The sequence below is a fragment of the Saccharothrix sp. CB00851 genome (assembly GCF_001905065.1).
Lineage (GTDB): Bacteria > Actinomycetota > Actinomycetes > Mycobacteriales > Pseudonocardiaceae > Actinosynnema.
Genome location: NZ_LWLC01000056.1, coordinates 254,376 through 272,203, shown reverse-complemented (window position 1 = coordinate 272,203; position 17,828 = coordinate 254,376). Strand labels below are relative to the sequence as shown.

Annotated in this window: 4 protein-coding genes (1 of these 4 only partly in view); all 4 read right to left on the bottom strand. The window is 71.5% G+C overall.

Translation table 11 applies throughout. The features are described from left to right. Tightly spaced (each overlapping or abutting the next), the 4 genes in view from A6A25_RS38325 to A6A25_RS38310 form a layout consistent with a single transcriptional unit that may run on beyond the window. Positions 1–2,114, bottom strand: the start of a protein-coding gene (locus tag A6A25_RS38325) for a type I polyketide synthase (protein ID WP_073898851.1). 2,575 nt of this gene lie to the left of the window's left edge; the window shows 2,114 of its 4,689 coding nt (coding positions 1–2,114); its start codon is at positions 2,112–2,114; its stop codon lies beyond the left edge, outside the window. Further along, on the bottom strand, positions 2,102–6,664 hold the full coding sequence (locus A6A25_RS38320) for a type I polyketide synthase (protein WP_073898849.1): 4,563 nt from the start codon (positions 6,662–6,664) through the stop codon (positions 2,102–2,104). The genes A6A25_RS38325 and A6A25_RS38320 overlap by 13 nt, the downstream gene beginning before the upstream one ends. Next, the gene (fabD, locus tag A6A25_RS38315) at positions 6,661–7,908 is read right to left on the bottom strand and encodes an ACP S-malonyltransferase (protein ID WP_073898847.1); all 1,248 of its coding nucleotides are present in this window, start codon (positions 7,906–7,908) and stop codon (positions 6,661–6,663) included. The genes A6A25_RS38320 and fabD overlap by 4 nt, the downstream gene beginning before the upstream one ends. Next, complete coding sequence (locus A6A25_RS38310; RefSeq protein ID WP_073898845.1) at positions 7,905–17,828, bottom strand: hybrid non-ribosomal peptide synthetase/type I polyketide synthase; 9,924 nt, start codon at positions 17,826–17,828, stop codon at positions 7,905–7,907. The genes fabD and A6A25_RS38310 overlap by 4 nt, the downstream gene beginning before the upstream one ends.

The following is a 17,828-nucleotide window of genomic DNA, read 5'->3' as shown; positions in this document are numbered from 1 at the left end:
TGGTCGATCCGGTGGTCGGAGAGCACCCAGTGCCGGTCGACGGACAGCTTGTTCTCGAACACGATCCCGCCGTCCGAGCGGCTGACCTCCGTGCCCAGCAGCGGGTTCGGCTCGGCGGTGGCGAAGCCGCGCACGCTGGTCTTCATGGGCTTGGCCCAGTGGCGGATCCGCTCGAACGGGTAAGTGGGCAGCGGCACCCGCCGCCGCGGCTCGTCGGCGTAGAACTCCGCGAACTCGACCCGGGCGCCGCGCACGTAGGCGTTCGCCACCTCGGTGAGGGCGGAGTGCTCGCCCCGCGCGCGGTACTCGGCGAGCTTGGCGTTGGCGGTGTCGGACAGCCGCTTGCCGGTCTGGGCGGTGATGTCGCCGGGGCGCAGGTCGCCCCGCTTGTCGCTGACGACCGCGTGCACGCCGTGGAAGATGCCGCGCTGCTCGTCGGTGCCCGGGCCGCGCTCCCGGAGCCGGTCGATCGACTCGGCCAGCTGCTCCTTCGTCGCCGCGACGACCATCACCCGGTGCTCGTGGTGGCCGCGCCCGATGTTGGACGTGTAGCAGATGTCGGCCAGCGACCACGGGCTGTCCGCCAGCACGGCCGCGTACCCGTCCAGCAGCCCGGTCAGGGCCGCCTCGGTCTTGGCGCTGACGGTGAAGCAGTAGCGCTCCCGCAGCTGCGGCTCGGCGCGGTAGCGGGGCGCCTCCTCCAGCACCATGTGGCAGTTCGTGCGGATGAAGCCGAACGAGCTGATCCCGGCCCGCCGCGGCTCGCCGCCGGTCTCCCACGGCACGAGCCGGTCGTTGACGTACAGCGGGCTGTCGGTGAAGTCGATGTAGGGGTTGGGCACCTCGAAGTTCACCGACGGCGCCAGCAGGCCGGACTCCAGCGACTTCACGACCTTGGCCAGCGACGCCGACCCGGACGCGGCCACCAGGTGGCCCATCGTGGTCTTGAGCGAGCCGATGCCGCAGAACTGCTTGCGGTCGGTGTGCCGGCGGAACGCGTTGGACAGGCCCTTGACCTCGATCGGGTCGCCGAGCACGGTGCCCGTGCCGTGCGCCTCCACGTACGTGATCGTCTCGGGCGGCACGTCGGCCTTGGCCCAGGCGTCGAGGATGACCCGCTCCTGCATCAGCGCGTTGGGCGCGGTGATGCTGTTGGAGGTGCCGTCGTTGTTGATCGCGGAGGCCTTGATGACGGCGCGCACGTGGTCGCGGTCGGCCAGCGCCTTCTTCAGCGGCTTGAGCAGCACGATGCCCGCGCCCTCGCCCCACAGCGTGCCGTTCGCGCGGGCGTCGAAGGTGCGCACGCTGTCGTCGCCCGACACGACGCTGTCCATCGTCGCGCCGGACAGGAAGCTGGTCTTCGGCTCGCCGCCGGAGGACAGGTTGATGCCGCCCGCCAGCGCCATGTCGCACTCGCCCAGCAGCAGCGACTGGATGGCCTGGTGCACGCTGACGCTGCCCGCGGAGCACGCGGTGTCGGTCATGATGCACGGGCCCTTGAGGTCGAGCACGTAGGAGATGCGGCTGGCGACCATGCCCTCCCACGAGCCGGACAGCTGCATCGGGTGCCGCTCGGAGAACATCCGGTAGTACGAGTAGTTCGACTGGTCGCGGCCGAGGAACACCCCGGTCCGCGACCCGATCGCGCTCTCGCCGCCGTAGCCCGCGTTCTCCAGCGCCTCGTAGGCCACTTCGAGCGCGATGCGCTGGTTCGGGTCCATGTAGTCGGCTTCCAACGGCGGGATGCCGAAGAAGCGCGAGTCGAACTGGTCGATCCGGTCCAGGTACCCGCTCACCGAGTAGAGCCGGTCGAGGTCGGCCTCGTCGACCGGGCGGCCCAGCATGACCTCCGCGTAGTACGGGTTGCGGAGGATGTCGTACATGTCCTCCTTGCGCGACTGGGGGTAGTCGCGGATGCAATCCCGGCCGACCTTGAGGAACTCCCAGAACTCATCGACGTTCTTGGCCTCGGCGAACCGACCGGCCAGGCCGATCACCGCGATGTCCTCGTGCAGGTTGGCTTCGGACAGTTCGAGCAGCAGCCTCTTGGTGCGGTCGCGGTCGATCTGCTTGTTGACGAATTGCTCGAGGATGAAATCCTTCACGCTGTCCATCTGGTGTCCGTTTCCTCGAGAAGACCCTGCCTGTCTTCGACCGTGATCGCGCCCTGCTCCAGCAGGTCCAACAGCTTGTCGATGTCGCCCTCGTCGGCCTTGGCGGCGGGCGGCGGGTCCCCGGCGGCCGGTTCGTCCACGTGCAGCTTGGCCTTGAGGCAGGCCACCTGGGCGGCGACGGTGGTGTAGCGGAAGAGGTCCGTGATGTCCATCAGACCCGGGTAGCGCTCGTCATAGAGCTTGAGCACCTGCGCGGTCAGCAGCGAGTTGCCGCCCAGGTCGCCGAACTCCTCGTGCGCGTCCAGCACGTCGAGGTCGAGCGCTTCCGCCCAGATCGCCGCGACTCCCCGTTCGAGGTCGCCGACGTCGTCCAGGCCGTGCAGCTCGACGGCACGCCCACCGGTGCCCCGGTCGGCCTCGCGCGGTGCCTGCCGGACCGGCTTGCGCATCCGGCCGGGCATGACCACCGGCACGGGGTCACCGGACGTCATCAGGGCGTCGAGCAGGTCCACCGCCTCGGCGGTGTCCAGCGGCGGGAACAGCTCGTCCTCGTCGGCCGCGCCCATGCGCTCGGCGATCCCGGTCTCGCGCCACGCGGGCCACTGGACGCTCAGCCCCGGCAGCCGCGCGCGGTCGCGGTGCTGGGCCAGGCTGTCCAGCACCAGGTTCGCCGCGGTGTAGTCGGTCTGGCCCTGGTCGAGCAGCAGCCCGGCGATGCTGGAGAACGCGACGAAGTAGTCCGGCGCGTCCACCAGCGTGGCCTCGTGCAGGTGCACACCGCCCAAAGCCTTGGGCCGGTATACCTTCATGAACTCGGCGAAGTCCTTGGTGTACAGGAACCCGACACCGGGACGACCGGCGAGGTGCAGGACGCCGGAGATCCGGCCGTGCCGCTCGCGCACGGCGCGCACGGTCCGCTCGACCGCGTCCCGGTCGCCCAGGTCGAGCCGGACGACCTCGAACACGTCCAGGTCCCGCTCGAACTCCGCCCAGTCCGCCCGCGTGCCGTCCGCGGTGTCGGAACCCAGCAGGACGAGCTTGCGCACACCGCGCGCCACCAGGTGCCGCGCCACGGCGGTGCCGAGGTCGCCCGTGCCGCCCGACACCAGCGTCACGCCATCACCGGGCAGCGGTGCCCGTTCGCCGCCGCGCAGCGGGATGGGGTGCCGCTTCACGTGCGGCTCGTGCGGCTGCCCGTCCCGGTAGAGCAGGAACGGCGGCCGGTCGGCGCCGGTGGCCTCCGCCACCAGCAGCGCCGGTTCCGTGCGCTCGTCGCTGTCGACGCAACGGATCCCGAGGGCCTTGTACTCCAGCGCCGCGACGCGCATCAGGCCCAGCACCCCGGCCTGGCCGGGGTGCACCGCGGTCTCGTCACCGGTGACCGCGAGCGCGTTGTGCGTCAGCACCAACAGGCCGTCGGCGAACGTGAACTGCCGGTCGGAGACGAGCTTGAGCAGGCCCACGGCCCGTTCGACCGGCTCACCCGTGGCCTCGGCGAGCGAGGCGTCCTCGGCGGGCAGGCAGGCCAGCACGCCGAAGGCGAACTCGCGGCGCTCGTCGGTGACCACGTCCTCGGCGCTCGACACCGCGACGCAGTCGTAGCCGGAGGATTCGAGCGCGCCGCGCACACCGTCGAACGCGGTGCCGAAGTCACCGCAGAGCAGGACCGTCCCGCTGCCCTGACGCGGCGTCGGCGGGGACACGCGCCGGTAGGCCTGCACGTACCCGTACTCGCCCGGCCCCTGCACGTTCACGTCGTCCGCCGACTTGATGCAGTAGTTGTCCACCGTCAGCAGCACCCGGCCGGTCGGGTCGACCACGGTCACGTCGAACGCGTACAGCGCGCCGTCCACCGACTCGGGCCGCTTGCGGAAGTGGGCCAGCACGCGGGCGGGCAGCGAGTCGCGGACGGTCAGCACGCCGTAGGAGAACGGCAGGTACAGCCGCTCCTGGTCGTAGACGTTGCTGGGCGCGTTGATCACCGTGTCGAACAGCGAGGGGTGCAGGACGTAGTCCGCCAGCTCCGACCGGTACCGCGCGGGCAGCTCGAACTCGTACAGCAGCTCGTCGGCCTCGGCGTCGGCGTGCCCGTCGCCCAGCGTCCCGGTCCAGCGGTCGCTGACGTCGAGCCCCTTGGCGTGGTCGGAGCCCTCGGGCTCTTCGAGCTCGCGGTCCAACCGCCGCCGCAGGTCCTCGACGTCGACCGGCGGGACCGCTTCGGCGACGGTGCCGCGGACCAGTTCGGCCCGCGCGTTGCGCACCCAGTCGCCTTCGGCGTCCCGGCTGGCGATGGTCACGGCGGTGACATCGCCCTTGGTCTCGAAGATGACGTGCACCTCCTTGACCTCGCCGTCGGCGACCGCGAGCGGCGCGGCGAACAGCACGTCCCGCAGCGTCACGTCCGACCCGGACAGGCCGAGCCGCCGGGCCGACGTCACGACCATCTCGACCAGCCCGGTGCCGGGCAGCACGCTGACCCCGTGGATGCGGTGCTCGGCCAGCTCCCAGAAGTGCTCCGGGTCGAGCCGGCACACGACGGTGTCGCGGTCGAGCGAGCGCACCACCTCGGCACGGTCGACCAGTCCCCGCCTGCCCTGCTCGGCGGGCTCGACCCAGCACCGGGACCGCTCGAACGGGTAGGTGGGCAACGACGTCCGCCGGGCGCCCTCGGGCGCGGCCCGCCGCCAGTCGACGTCGGCGCCGCGGGTGTAGAGCGAGGCCAACCGGCGCAGTGCCGCGCGATCGGCCGCCGGGTCGACCACGGACGCGGCCTCCCGGTCCAGCTCGTCGCGCTCGGCGTGGGTGAGGTCGTGCGGGTCGCGCTTGTCGCCGTCGTCCAGCACCAGCCGGAACGAGCCCCGGCTCACGTCCGGGTTCGCCGCGGCGCCGTCCTCGATGAACTGCGCCAGCTGCGCGTCGAGCTCCGCGCGGCTCTCGAACACGAACGCGGCCCGCACGCCGTGGTGCAGCCGACCGACCGACGCGGTGAACGCGAGGTCGGCGAGGTCGACCTCGTGGCGGGCCAGGAAGTCGCGGTAGCGCTCGGCGAGCCGGACCAGCCCCTGGGTGTTCTGGGCGCTCAGCGGCAGCAGCGAGCACGACACCTCGGCGCGTTCCCGGGCCGGCGGGGCGTCCGCGCTGCGCAGCACGAGGTGGCAGTTCGTGCCGCTCAACCCGAAGCTGTTGATCCCCGCGTACAACGTCTCCCGGTCGTCGTCCGACCAGGGCACGGTCCGGTCGTTGACGAACACCGGGGTCTGCGCGAACGCGATGTTCTGGTTGGGCTCCTCGAAGTTGAGGCTCGCCGGCAGGACGCGGTGCTTGAGCGACAGCACGAGCTTGGCCAGACCCGCCAGGCCGGACGCGTTGTCCATGTGGCCGATGTTGGTCTTGACCGTGCCGATGCCGCAGAACTGCTTGCGCGCCGTCTGCCGGGAGAACGCCCGATCGATACCGCTGACCTCGACCGGGTCACCGAGCCTGGTCGCGGTGCCGTGCGCTTCGATGAAGCTGATCTGCTCGGCCCTGACCCCCGCGTCGGCGAGCGCCTCGGTGATCAGGTCGGCCTGCGCGTCGGCGTTGGGCGCGGTGATGCCGTTGGACGCGCCGTCCTGGTTGACCGCGCCGCCCACGATGACGGCGTGCACGTTGTCGCCGTCGCGCCGCGCCCGTTCCAGGGACTTGAGCACGAACACGACGCAGCCCTCGGCGGTGCTGGTGCCGTCACCGCGCCGGTCGAACGTCCGGGTGCGGCGGTCGCCCGCCAACGTGTCCTGGATGTCCTTGATGCCGATGCCGGTCTCGTCGTCGGCGTCGACCGGGAACAGGTCGGTCTTCACCGCGCCGACGATCGCCATCGAGCACTCGCCGTTCTGGATCGCGCGGTAGGCCGTGTAGGCGGCCACCAGGCCCGACGAGCAGGCCGTGTCGACCAGCAGCGACGGTCCGCGCAGGTCCAGCAGGTACGCGATCCGGCTGGCGATCATCGAGCGGATGTTGCCCGCGACCGCGATCTCGGGCGCGCCGGGGTCGACCGCGGCGATCATCGCCCGGTAGTCCTCGCCGAAGTCGGCCGACATGCCCGCGTAGACGCCGACCTTGCCGCCGCCGATGTCCTTGTTCAGGTAGCCGGCGTCCTCCAGCGCGGCCCAGGCGGTCTCCAGGAAGATCCGCTGGTTCGGGTCGATGGACTTGGCCTCCTGCCGGGACAGCGAGAAGAACCGGTAGTCGAACTCGGACACGCTGGGCAGGCGGGTGCCGCCGGAGTAGCGCTCGGCCGCGATCGGCAGCCGCACGCCGCGTGCGGCGAGGTAGGCGTCCACGTCGGCGCGCCGTTCGTCCGACAGGTCGCGGTACCCCTCCTCGCCGCGCAGCAGGCTCGACCAGAACCGGTCGAGGTCCTCCGCCTCGCCGACCCGGCCGCTCATCCCGATGATGGCGACGGGTTCGGCCTTCTTCCGCGGGCTGGAGTGCGTGACGCGGACACCGGAGTCTTCGTCGTCCGGCGGTCCCGTCAGGTCCAGGTCGTCAAGACCGAGCAGGGAGGTCATGTGGTGAGCGCCCCCGCGACCGTCCGGAGGCCGACGTCACCCGTGCGCCGCAGGATCGACTCCACGCGGTCGCGCTGCTCGTCCTCGGGGACCCGCTTGGTCCTCATGATGGTGAACAGCAGGTCCAGCGCGTCCTGCTTCTGCTCGTCGGTGAGCGTCTCGGGGTCGAGCTTGGCCAGCTCCTGGAGCTTGCGGTAGGACGCCACGACGCCCTCGTTGTACTCCTCGGCGTCGAAGTTGCGGTTCCGCGTGGCCGCGGCGGCGCCCAGGCACAGCCCGACCAGCCCCGGCTCGCGCTTCTTCAGCTCCACGAGCTGGTCGAGCACCGCGCCGACCTGCTCCGGCTCCTCGTCCAGGCTGTAGACCTCGCCCGAGCCGACGGTGCCGGTGAGCATCTTCTTGAGCACCTGCTTCGGCCCGACCTCGATCCACACCGCGGCCTTGCGCGCCACCAGGGACGACACGATGCCGCTCCAGCGCACCGGACTGGTCAGCTGGACCGCCAGCGCCTCCCGGATCGCCTCGGGGCCCTCGTACACCTCGCCGGTGACGTTGCTGTAGACCGGCACGGCGGGCTGGGCGAACTCGACCGCGTCCAGCGCCTTGGTGTACTCCGGCAGCGCGTTCGCCATGAACGTGCTGTGGAACGCGCCGGCCACGTTCAGCTTGACCACCTTCGCGCCGCGGTCCTCCAGGTACGCGGTCATGCCCTTGAGGTCGTCCACCGTGCCCGACAGCACGGTCTGCGTCTCGGCGTTGTAGTTGGCGACCTGCACGGTGTGGCCCGCGGAGTTGAAGTCCTCGACGCACTTCTCCACGTCGGTGACCGGCATCCGCACCGCGGCGATCATCCCCGTGCCGCCCTCGGCGACGCAGCTCTCCATCGCCTCGCCTCGCACCTTCACCAGGCGCACCGCGTCCTCGAACGACAGCGCGCCCGCCGCGGCCAGCGCGGTGATCTCACCGAGGCTGTGCCCGGTCATGGACGACACCGGGATCTTGCGGCCCTCGGTCATCACCTCGTACATCGCGTAGCTGAGCACCAGCAGCGAGACCTGGGCGTACCGGGTCCTGGTCACCTCGGCGGGCGGCGCGGTGAAGCACAGGTCGGCCAGGGAATAGCCCACGATGTCCGACGCCTGCGCGAAGCGGTCCCGGACGCTCTCGTGCCCGTCGAACCACTTCTTGCCCATGCCCGCGAACTGGGAGCCCTGCCCCGGGAACACGATCACGAGATCCTTCATGACTGCACCTTCTCCTTCGACGCGGGCTTGGCCAGGATTCCGAGTAGCTTCACGTGGCCGCCCAGCAGCTGTTCCACCCGCGCGGGGTCCACCTCGCGGGCGTAGTCGATCCGGACCGCGACCGGGTCGGCCTCGACGTCGATGGCGAACACGACGTCGAAGTGGCCGAGCAGGTCCGCCTCCTCCAACTGCCGGGCGCTGCCGCACGAGATGGACACCGTGCGGTCGACGCCGCGGCAGGCGACGAACCGTTCGAGGTCGAGCCGGTCGTTGCCGTCGAGCTGACGCCGGTAGTCGTCCAGCACCTCGGCGAGGTCGGCCTTGCCCGCGAAGTCGAACCGGACCACGGCCACCCGGCCGTCGTCGGCCACGACGCACAGCGAGACCTCGTCCTCGCCGAGCACCTTGTTGAGCGTGACCGCGAGCGCGACGTGCGCCAGGTCCGCCGGGTCGTGGGCACCGCCGGCGCGCAGCCGTTCCAGGGTGGCCCTGGTCCGCTTGGGCAACGCGGCCTCGACCCGGCCGTCGTCCGTGGCGTCGGTGGTGAACCACGACTCGGGCAGCCGCACCCCGAAACCGGTCAGCAGCGCGTCGGCGTCCTGCCGGGCGAGCCGGGACTCCAGGTGCTTCTGCAGCTTGCCGATCGTCGGGTTCGCGAACAGGTCGCTCACGTCGAGCATGCCCGGGAACTGCCGGTGCAGCTCCTCCAGCAGCAGGACGAGGCTGAACGAGTTGCCGCCGAGGTCGAAGAAGCTCTCGTCGTAGCCGATCGGGATGTCACCGAGCACCTTGCGCCAGGCCGCGACCAGCTCCTGCGCCACACCCGTGCGCGGCTCGTCGGTGCGCCCGGTCTCCACCGGCTGGTCGGCCCGCGCCTCCAACGTCTTGCGGTCGACCTTGCCGCTGGTCGTCATGGGGATGTCGGCCACCGGGGACAGCGTCGCGGGCACCATGTAGTCGGTCAGCCGCTCGGCCAGCCAGTCCCGCAACGCCTCCGGCGCCAGGTAGGCGCCCTCGCGCACCTGGTAGAACCCGCGGATGACCTGGCTGCCGCTCGGCAGCTGCTGGACGATCACCGCCGCGCCGGTCACCAGGTCGTGCCCGGTGATCGCGAGCTCGATCTCGGCCAGCTCGACCCGGTAGCCGCGGATCTTCACCTGGTCGTCCACCCGGCCCAGGCAGTGCACCTCGCCGCCCTGCCACAGCGCGCGGTCGCCGCTGAGGTAGATCCGGCCGTACCCGAACGGGTTCTCGCGGAACCGCTCGCGGGTCAGCTCGGGCCGGTGCAGGTACCCGGGCGACACCCCGAGCCCGCCGATCCACAGGTTCCCGGCCGTGCCCTCGGGCACCAGCCGCAGGTTGTCGTCCAGCACGTAGAACGTGGTGTTGGCGATCGGCGTGCCGATGGTGACGGGCCCGGTGGCGCCGGTGAGGTCCTTGACGCTGGACCAGATGCACGTCTCGGTGGGGCCGTAGACGTTGTACAGGCCCAGCGACCCGTGCTCCGCCAGCTGCGGCAACAGGTCCTCGGGGAAGCCCTCGCCGCCGACGATGAGCTTCTCCAGCCGCGCCAACGTGGTCCGGGCGGCCTCGGGGTCGGCGAACAGCAGGCGCAACCGGGTCGGCGTCATCTGCAGGTACTCGACGCCGTTGGCCGCGACGAACGCGGCGATGTCCGCGGGCGTGCGGACCTCCGACTCGCCCGCCACCACGACCGTGCCGCCCTTGGCGAGGGTCAGCAGGGTCTCCAGGAGGAAGATGTCGAACGACGGCGTGGTGAGGCACCCCACCGCCTTGTGCTCGGCCCACCCGAGCGCCTCGGGCATCCCGACGAGGAAGTTCGCCAGCGACCCGTTCGTCACCGTGACGCCCTTCGGCGTCCCGGTCGAGCCGGACGTGAAGATGACGTACGCGAGGTCGTCGGCCCCGGACGGCGTCGCGGCGGGAGCGGTCCCCGCGGGCGGACCGTCCGGCGGCGGCACCAGCGCGCGGTCGCCGAGGTCCACCGCGGCGGCCAGCGCCTCGGTGCAGACGACCTTCTTCGGCTCGGCGGTGTCGATCACCAGCCGCAGCCGCTTGGCCGGGTCCTTCACGTCCATCGGCAGCCACGCGGCACCGATGCGGTTGACCGCCAGCATCAGCGTGACCAGTTCCGCTGACGGCGGCAGCAGCAGCCCGACCAGGTCGCGCTCGCCGAGGCCGTGCCCGCGCAGCAGACCGGCGTACCGGTCCACCCGCTCGTCCAGCTCGGCGTAGGTGATGTCCTCGCCGCCGAAGCGGATCGCGGGACGTCCCGCGTGGTCGCGCAACGCCGTGTCGAACAGCTCGGCGAGGGGCGGCACGTCCGCGACGACCGGCCCGGTGCCCCAGGTCAGCAGCCGGTCCCGCGTCTCGTCGTCCAACCGGGACAGCTCGTCCACGGTCTGGTCCGGCTCGCGCACGACCCGGGCGATCAGGTCCACGTACCGCTCGACCAGCTCGGTCATCCGCCGCTCGCCGTACACGCCGGAGAAGTTCAGGTCGCCGAACAGCCCGCCGTCGCGCTCGGTGAGTTCCAGGGACAGCGCGAACATCGAGCGCGGTACGCCGAAGTCCTCGGACGTGGCTTCGACGTCGCCGAACCGGTGCACGCGCTCGCGGGCGTTGGTGAAGGTGAACATCACGTCGAACAGGGCGTTGCGGCCGAAGTCGCGGTCGAGGTCGAGTTCCTGGACCAGCACGTCGTAGGAGTACGACGAGTGGTCCACCGCCGCGAGGCTGGTGTCGCGCACCGCTTGGAGCAGGTCCGGCACGCGGGTGTCCGCGGTCGGGCGGATGCGCAGCGGCAACGACTGGGCGAACATGCCCACGGTGTCGTCGAACGAACCGATGATCCGCTGGTCCAGGGGGATGCCGACGCACAGGTCGTCGGAGCCCGTGGCGTTGGCCAGCAGCACCGACCACAGCGACAGGTAGAAGATGAACGGCGTGGTGCGGTGCCGCTCGATCACCGCCTTGGCCGCTTGGTGCAGCTCGTCGTCGATCCGGAAGTAGTGGTGCGTCCCGGAGAAGTCGTTCACCAGCGGGTACGGCGAGTCGGTCGGCAGGCTCAGCGGCGGCGGGACGGTCTCGAACTCCCGCAGCCACCACCGCCGGTGCTCCTCGTACGCGGGCAGGCCGACCGAGCGGGCCTGCTGCCGCACGAACGCCGGGTAGCCGTCGGAGCGCACGTCCGCCAGCTCACCGCGGGTGAGGTGGTCGGCGAGGTCGTCCAGGATGATGTCGAGCGACCCGCCGTCGGCGATGATGTGGTGCAGCGACAGCAGCAGGTGGTGCGTGCCGTCGGCGTCGATGACGATCCCGCAGCGCCACAGCGGCGGGTTCGCCAGGTCGAACGGCCGGTTCATCACCGCGATGACGTCCTCGCGGCGCAACGCGGGGTCGCTCGCGTGGTCGAAGACGTGGAACTCGGGGGTGACCTCCGGCGCGACGCGGGCCTTGATGTCGGTCGCGTCGATCTCGTAGTAGCCGCGCAGCTTCTCGTGCTTGCGCGCGATCGCGCCGAACGCCTCCACGATCCGGTCCCGGTCCGGCACGCCGTCGAACCGCAGGCCGGTCACGATCTGGTAGGCCTCGTTGCCACCGCGCATCCGCGACAGCACGTAGACCCGCTTCTCCTGCTCCGACACCGCGGTGTCGGCGATCGGCGCCAGGACCGGGCGCGTGCCGGACGGCACGCCGCGCGGTGCCGTCGAGGTGGACCGCCGGAAGTCGAACCCACCGGCGCGCAACGCCTCCACGCAGGTGCGGATGACCTCGAAGATCCGGTCCTGGTGCTCCCGCGTGTGCGCCAGGGAGAAGAACGCGGTCCGGCGCTCCCACACGTAGACGCCGTGGAACACCATGAGCTTGAAGAACAGGTTCAGCGTCAGCGACAGCTGGGACATGTCGCGCGGGACGACCGTCTCGTACCGGTACAGCGAGGAGAAGTGCGCCACCTTCAGCGGCACTTCCTCCGCCTCGAAGTAGTCGTTCACCCGCCGCGCGAAGTCCGCGGTGAGCTGGTTGACCCGGGTGAGCTCCTCGGCGCCGTGGTCGCGCAGGCGGGTCAGCGCGGCCTTGCAGGCGGCCATCGTCAACGGGTGCTTGCAGAACGTGCCGGCGAAGAACGTCGTGGGCACCGCGGGCTTGGAGTCGTCCACGTCGCTCCACGCGCCGCCGTCCACGGCGTCGAGGTACTTGCTCTTGCCGGCGATGATGCCGATCGGCATGCCGCCGCCGACGAGCTTGCCGTACAGCGACATGTCCGACTCGACGCCGAAGTACTCCTGCGCGCCGCCCAGCGCGGCCCGGAAGCCGACGATCATCTCGTCGAAGATCAGCGCGATCCCGTGCTCGGTGCAGATCTCCCGCAACTCGCGCAAGAACTCGGTGGGCTGCAACGCCGGGTTGCGCGACTGGACGGGCTCGACCAGCACGGCGGCCAGCTCGGCGCCGTGGCGGCGCAGCCGGTCCAGCGACTCGGGGCTGCCGTAGGTGAGCACGATCGTGTCGTCCACCGCCGACTGCGGGATGCCGATCGAGGTGGGGATGCTGTCCTCACCGTCGGCCTCGGCCAGCACGGCGTCGTAGCTGCCGTGGAAGGAGGTGAGGAACCTCGCCACCTTGTCCCGGCCGCTGACCGCGCGGGCCAGCCGCACCGACACCATCACGGCCTCGGTGCCGGTGTTGCAGAACGCGACCCGTTCGGCGCCGGTCATCTCGTGGACCAGTTCCGCGACCTCGCCCGCCACCCGGTTCTGCGGGCCGAGCTCGTAGCCGCGGTCGAGCTGCTCGCGCACGGCGTCCACGATGAAGTCGGGCTGGTGGCCGAAGAAGTGGACGCCGTAGCCCATCGCGGTGTCGATGTACTCGTTGCCGTCCACGTCCCAGAACTTCGCCCCGCTGGAGCGGGCCGACACGACGGGGTAGACCGTCTCCTTGATGCTGGGGTTGAAGTTGAGCGAGGCGATCCAGTCGGCCAGCACCTCGCGGTGCTCACCGGCGTACACCTTGGACGTCGGGGTCTTCGCGGTGAACCGGGCCACGAAGTCGCGGATGAACTCGGCCTGCTCGGGGGTGAGCCGGTCGTCCACCAGCTCGATGTTGTTGGTGTACGTGCCGACCTTGCGCACCTCGGGGGCCTGGCGGGTCTTCGCCTTCGGCGCGGGTGCCTGGACCTCCGCACTCGTGGTCGCACCCGCCAGCACGTCCAGCTGCTGCTGCATGATCTCCAGCTGCGAGCGGATGATGCCCTCGATGCCGGGCGCCTGCGCGGCGGCACCGACGTCGAGCCGGGTGCGGACTTCGGCCACCGGAGCCACCGCGGCGCCCGGCTGCGGTGACGGGGTCGGCTCGGCCGGGACCAGCGGCGCCGCCTCGGCGGGCCGGTGCTCCAGCACGAAGTCGGCCAGCAGCCCCGGCGTGTAGAGGGACTCGAAGAACGCCTTGATCGGGATGTCGAGGGAGTACTCCACCTCGACCCGCTTGCCCAGCTGGACCAGCATCAGCGAGTCGATGCCCAGCGCGAACAGCTGGACCGACTCGTCGATCGCGTCCACGGCGACACCGGTGACCTGGCTGATGCTCTGCTTGACGAACGCGACGACCACTTCCCGCTCGGCCATGCGCCGCTCACCGGTCCTTTCCTGCTCGACGGCGACGGGACGCGCCACCACCTCACCGCTCTGCTGCCCGGAACTGTCGGAGTACCAGGTCCTGCGCCGGTCGAACGGGGTGCGCGGCAGGTCGCGGACGAGGGTGCCGGACCCGCCGCCGGGCAGCCTGCCCCACTCCAGCGAACGCCCCAGTTCCCACAGCACGGCCGCGCTCTCCAGCAGCTGCCGGGTGTCGGACCGTCCTTTCCGCAGGCTCGGCAGGACGACCGCGGTGTCCGCGAACTCCTGCGCGACGAGACCGCCGACCGTGGCCGTGGCACCGATCTCCAGGAAGACGCGCGCGCCACCGTCGATCGCGCTGCCGACCGCCGCCCGGAACAGGACGGGCTCGACCAGGTGCCTGCTCCAGTACGACGCGTCGATCGGCGAATCGGCCGGGACCGGCGCACCGGTCACCGCGGAGATCCACGGCAGGGCGGGCGGGTCGAACGCGTGGTGGCGGATCTGCTCGTGCAGGTCGTCCGCCGCCCGGGTCATCTGCGCCGAGTGGTACGGGTGCGTGACGTCCAGCCGCTCGGTGAAGATCCGCTGCCTGCGCGCGGCCTTCAGCACCGCGGCCAGGCTCTCGGTGGCACCGGCGATGGTGGTGTTCTCGGCCGCGTTCACCGCGGCGACGGAGACGTCCGGGAAGTCGGCCAGCAGCTGCTCCGCCCGTTCCCGGGAGCACAGCAGCGTCGCCATGGAACCGTCCTGTGTGGACGCTTCGACCACGCGCGCCCGGCGGGTCACCAGGTCGACCGCCTGGGTGAGGCTCATGACCGACGCGAAGCAGGCGGCCGCGTACTCGCCGATGCTGTGGCCGATCACGGCCGAGGGCGTGACGCCGAGCGCCTGCCAGTACCGGGCGAGCGCCAGCTCGACGGCGAAGATCATCGCCTGGGTGTGGCGCGGCGACCGGAACGGTGCCTCGTCGTCGCCGAACATGGCCTCGATCGGGGAGACGTCGCCGATGCGGCGGAACACCCGGTCGATCTCGTCCAGCTCGTCCCGGAAGACCTCGGCGTGCTCGTACAGCTCACGCGCCATGCCCGGGTACTGCGTGCCCTGGCCGGAGAACACGAACACCTGGCCCGGGTCGGCCGTGGGCCGGGTCGCCAGGGAGCCCAGCGCGGTCTCGACCGCGGCCGGGATGCCGGTGACGGAGTCGCAGACCAGCGCCGCCCGGTGCCGCAGGGCCGCGCGCCGCTCCCCCAGCGTGTGGGCGATGTCGGCGAGGTCGGCGGTGGTGCCCTCGCTCCACTCGGCCAGGTTGCTCAGCGCGGTGCGCAACGCCGGTTCCGACTTCGCCGAAACGGGCAGCAGGCGTGCCAGGCCGGGCGTCGGCCGCGCGGGGACGGCCTTGGGCTCGTACTCCTCCACGATCATGTGCGCGTTGCTGCCGTTGATGCCGAACGAGCTGATCCCGGCCCGGCGGCGGTCGCCGACCGGTTCCCACGGCACCTCGTCGGCCACCACCTCGATCGGGATGGCGTCCCAGTCGATCAGCCGGTTGCCCTCGCGGAAGTGCAGCGTCGCCGGGAGCCTGCCGTGCCGCATGGACACGATCACCTTGCACAGCGCCGCCATGCCCGCCGCGGACTCCAGGTGCCCGAGGTTGGACTTGACGCTGCCGACGCGCAGCTTCTCCCGCCTGCCCGCGAAGACCCGGGCCAGCGCGTTGACCTCCTGCGGGTCGCCGATCGGCGTGCCCGACCCGTGCGCCTCGACGTAGTCGACGTCCTCGATGCCGACGCCCGCCTCGGCCATCGCGGCCTCGACCACGCGCTGCTGCGCGGTGCCGCTCGGCACGGTGAACCCGCCGCCCTGGCCGTTGTGGTTGATCGCCGAACCCCTGATCACGGCGAGGATGTCGTCACCGTCGCGTTCGGCGTCCGACAGGCGCTTGAGGACGACGACCGTGCCGCCCTCGCTGCGGATGTAGCCGTCGGCGCCGTTGTCGAAGCTGCGGCACCGCCCGGTCGGGGACAGCGCCTGCAGCCGCGACCAGGACACGTGGCCCTCCGGGCTGAGGATCAGGTTCACCGCCGCGGCGACGACCATGTCGCAGCCGCCGTGCTGGAGTTCCCGACCGGCCTGGTGCAGCGCGTACAGCGAGGACGCGCAGGCCGCGTCGATCGCGTGGCTGGGTCCTTCGAAGCCGTAGGTGTAGGAGATCCGCCCGGCCGCCGAGTTCGCCATGTTGCCGGTGTAGCTGTACCGCTCGGCCGGGTGCCCGAGGTTCTTCGCGACCTGGACGTAGTCGTTGGTGTAGATGCCGACGAACACGCCGACGCGCCGGTCGCGCCCGGCGGCGGTCGGGTCCATCCCCGCGTCTTCGAGGGCTTCCCAGGTCAGCTCCAGCAGCAGGCGCTGCTGGGGGTCGATCGACTCGGCCTCGGTGGGCGAGATGTTGAAGAACAGCGGGTCGAAGCCGTCCACCTGGTCGAGGTAGCCGCCCTGGGTGGTGGTCACCTCGCTGGTGTCGAGGTCGCTGTGGGACCAGCGGTCGGCGGGCACCTCGCGCACCACGTCGACCTTGCCGCTCAACGTCTCCCAGAGCTGGTCGCGGGTCCCGATGCCGCCGGGCAGCCGGAACGCCATGCCGACCACCGCGATGGGCTCGGCGGAGAACGCGCCCGCCGCGGGCACCGGGCCGGAACGCGCCTCGGCCGGCGCGCGGTCCCGGTCGACCCGTCGGGTCAGCTCGTCGGTGAGCGCGTTCGCGGTGGGGTGGTCGATGATGAACGTGCTCTCCAGCGAGACGCCCAGCTCGCGGGCGAGCCCGCTCTGCAGCCTGATCAGCTGGACCGACGTGCAGCCGAGCTCGAACAGGCTCTTCTCGTAGTCGTCCTGGCGCAGCTCGGTGCCGATGCCCAGCACGTCCGCGACGTGCTGCGACACCAGGTTCGCCAGCGACGCGCCGCCCGCGGGCTTGGCGGGCGTGGCGTCCGCGCGGGAGTCGGCGGGGGCGTCCAGGTCGGGCAGGTCGATCGTCCGGCCGCGCCCGGCGAGCACCGGCTCCCAGTCCACCGCCAGGCCCTGCACGTGCGCCTCGGCGAGCGAAATCAGGAAGTGGTCCAGGCGCTGCTCGTCGCGCTTGAGGGAGTTCAGCACCGGCACGGCGGCGCCGACGGCCTCCGCGGTCTGCCGCAGCGCCAGCGTCAGCACCGGGTGCGCGGTGACCTCGACGAACGCCTGGTAGCCGTCCGCCAGCATGGCCCTGGTCGCGCTCTCGAAGAGCATCGGCTGACGCAGGTTGCGGTACCAGTACTCGGCGTCCAGCCCGGCGGTGTCGACCGCCGCGCCGGCCATGCCGGAGTAGAACGGGACGTCCGACGCGCGGGGGCTGATCGACGCCAGGGAGGTCAGCACGGTGTCCCGCACCTCCTCGACCCGCGGGCAGTGCGCGGCCAGCGGCACGGACGTCACGTGGGCGTAGACACCGGCGGCGCGCAACTGCTCCGCCGCCAGCGCGAGCACCTCGCGGTCACCCGAGACGACCACCGTGCGCGGCGCCATCACGCCCGAGACGTCGACGTCGTGGCCGTGCTCGGCGAACCACGAGGTCACCTCGTGCACCGGCAGCGCCACCACGGCCATGCCGCCCCGACCGGCCAGCGTCGACTGCGCGCGGCTCCACAGCACGGCGGTCTTCGCGGCGTCGTCCAGGGACAGCGCGCCGGACACGCAGGCCGCGGCGACCTCGCCGATGCTGTGCCCCACGACGGCCTGCGGCCGGACCCCGTAGGAACCCCACAGCTCGGCCAGGCCCACCATGATGGAGAACAGCACCGGCTGCACGACGTCCGTCTGGTCGTACAGGTCCGGCGCGTCCGACCTCAGCACGTCGACCAGCGACCAGTCCACGTGCGGTGCCAGCGCGTCGGCGCACTCCTCGATGCGCCGGGCGAACACCGGTGCCGTGTCGAGGAGTTCGGCCGCCATGCCCGGCCAGATCGCGCCCTGGCCCGGGAAGACGAACGCGGTCCGCGCCGCGTCGGTGGCCGTGCCCTCGACCACCCGCGGGCTCGGCCGCCCTTGGGCGAGCAGGGTCAGCGGTTCGGCGAAGTCGTCGCCACCGCCCAGCAGCACCGCGCGGTGCGCGTGCGGCGGACGGGTCGTCGCCAGCGTGCGACCCACGTCCCACGCGTCGGCGCCACCGCCGACGACGAAATCGCGCAACCGCCCGGCGGCGTCACGCAGCGCCTGTTCGGTCGGCGCGCCCAGGACCCAGGGAATCGTCAT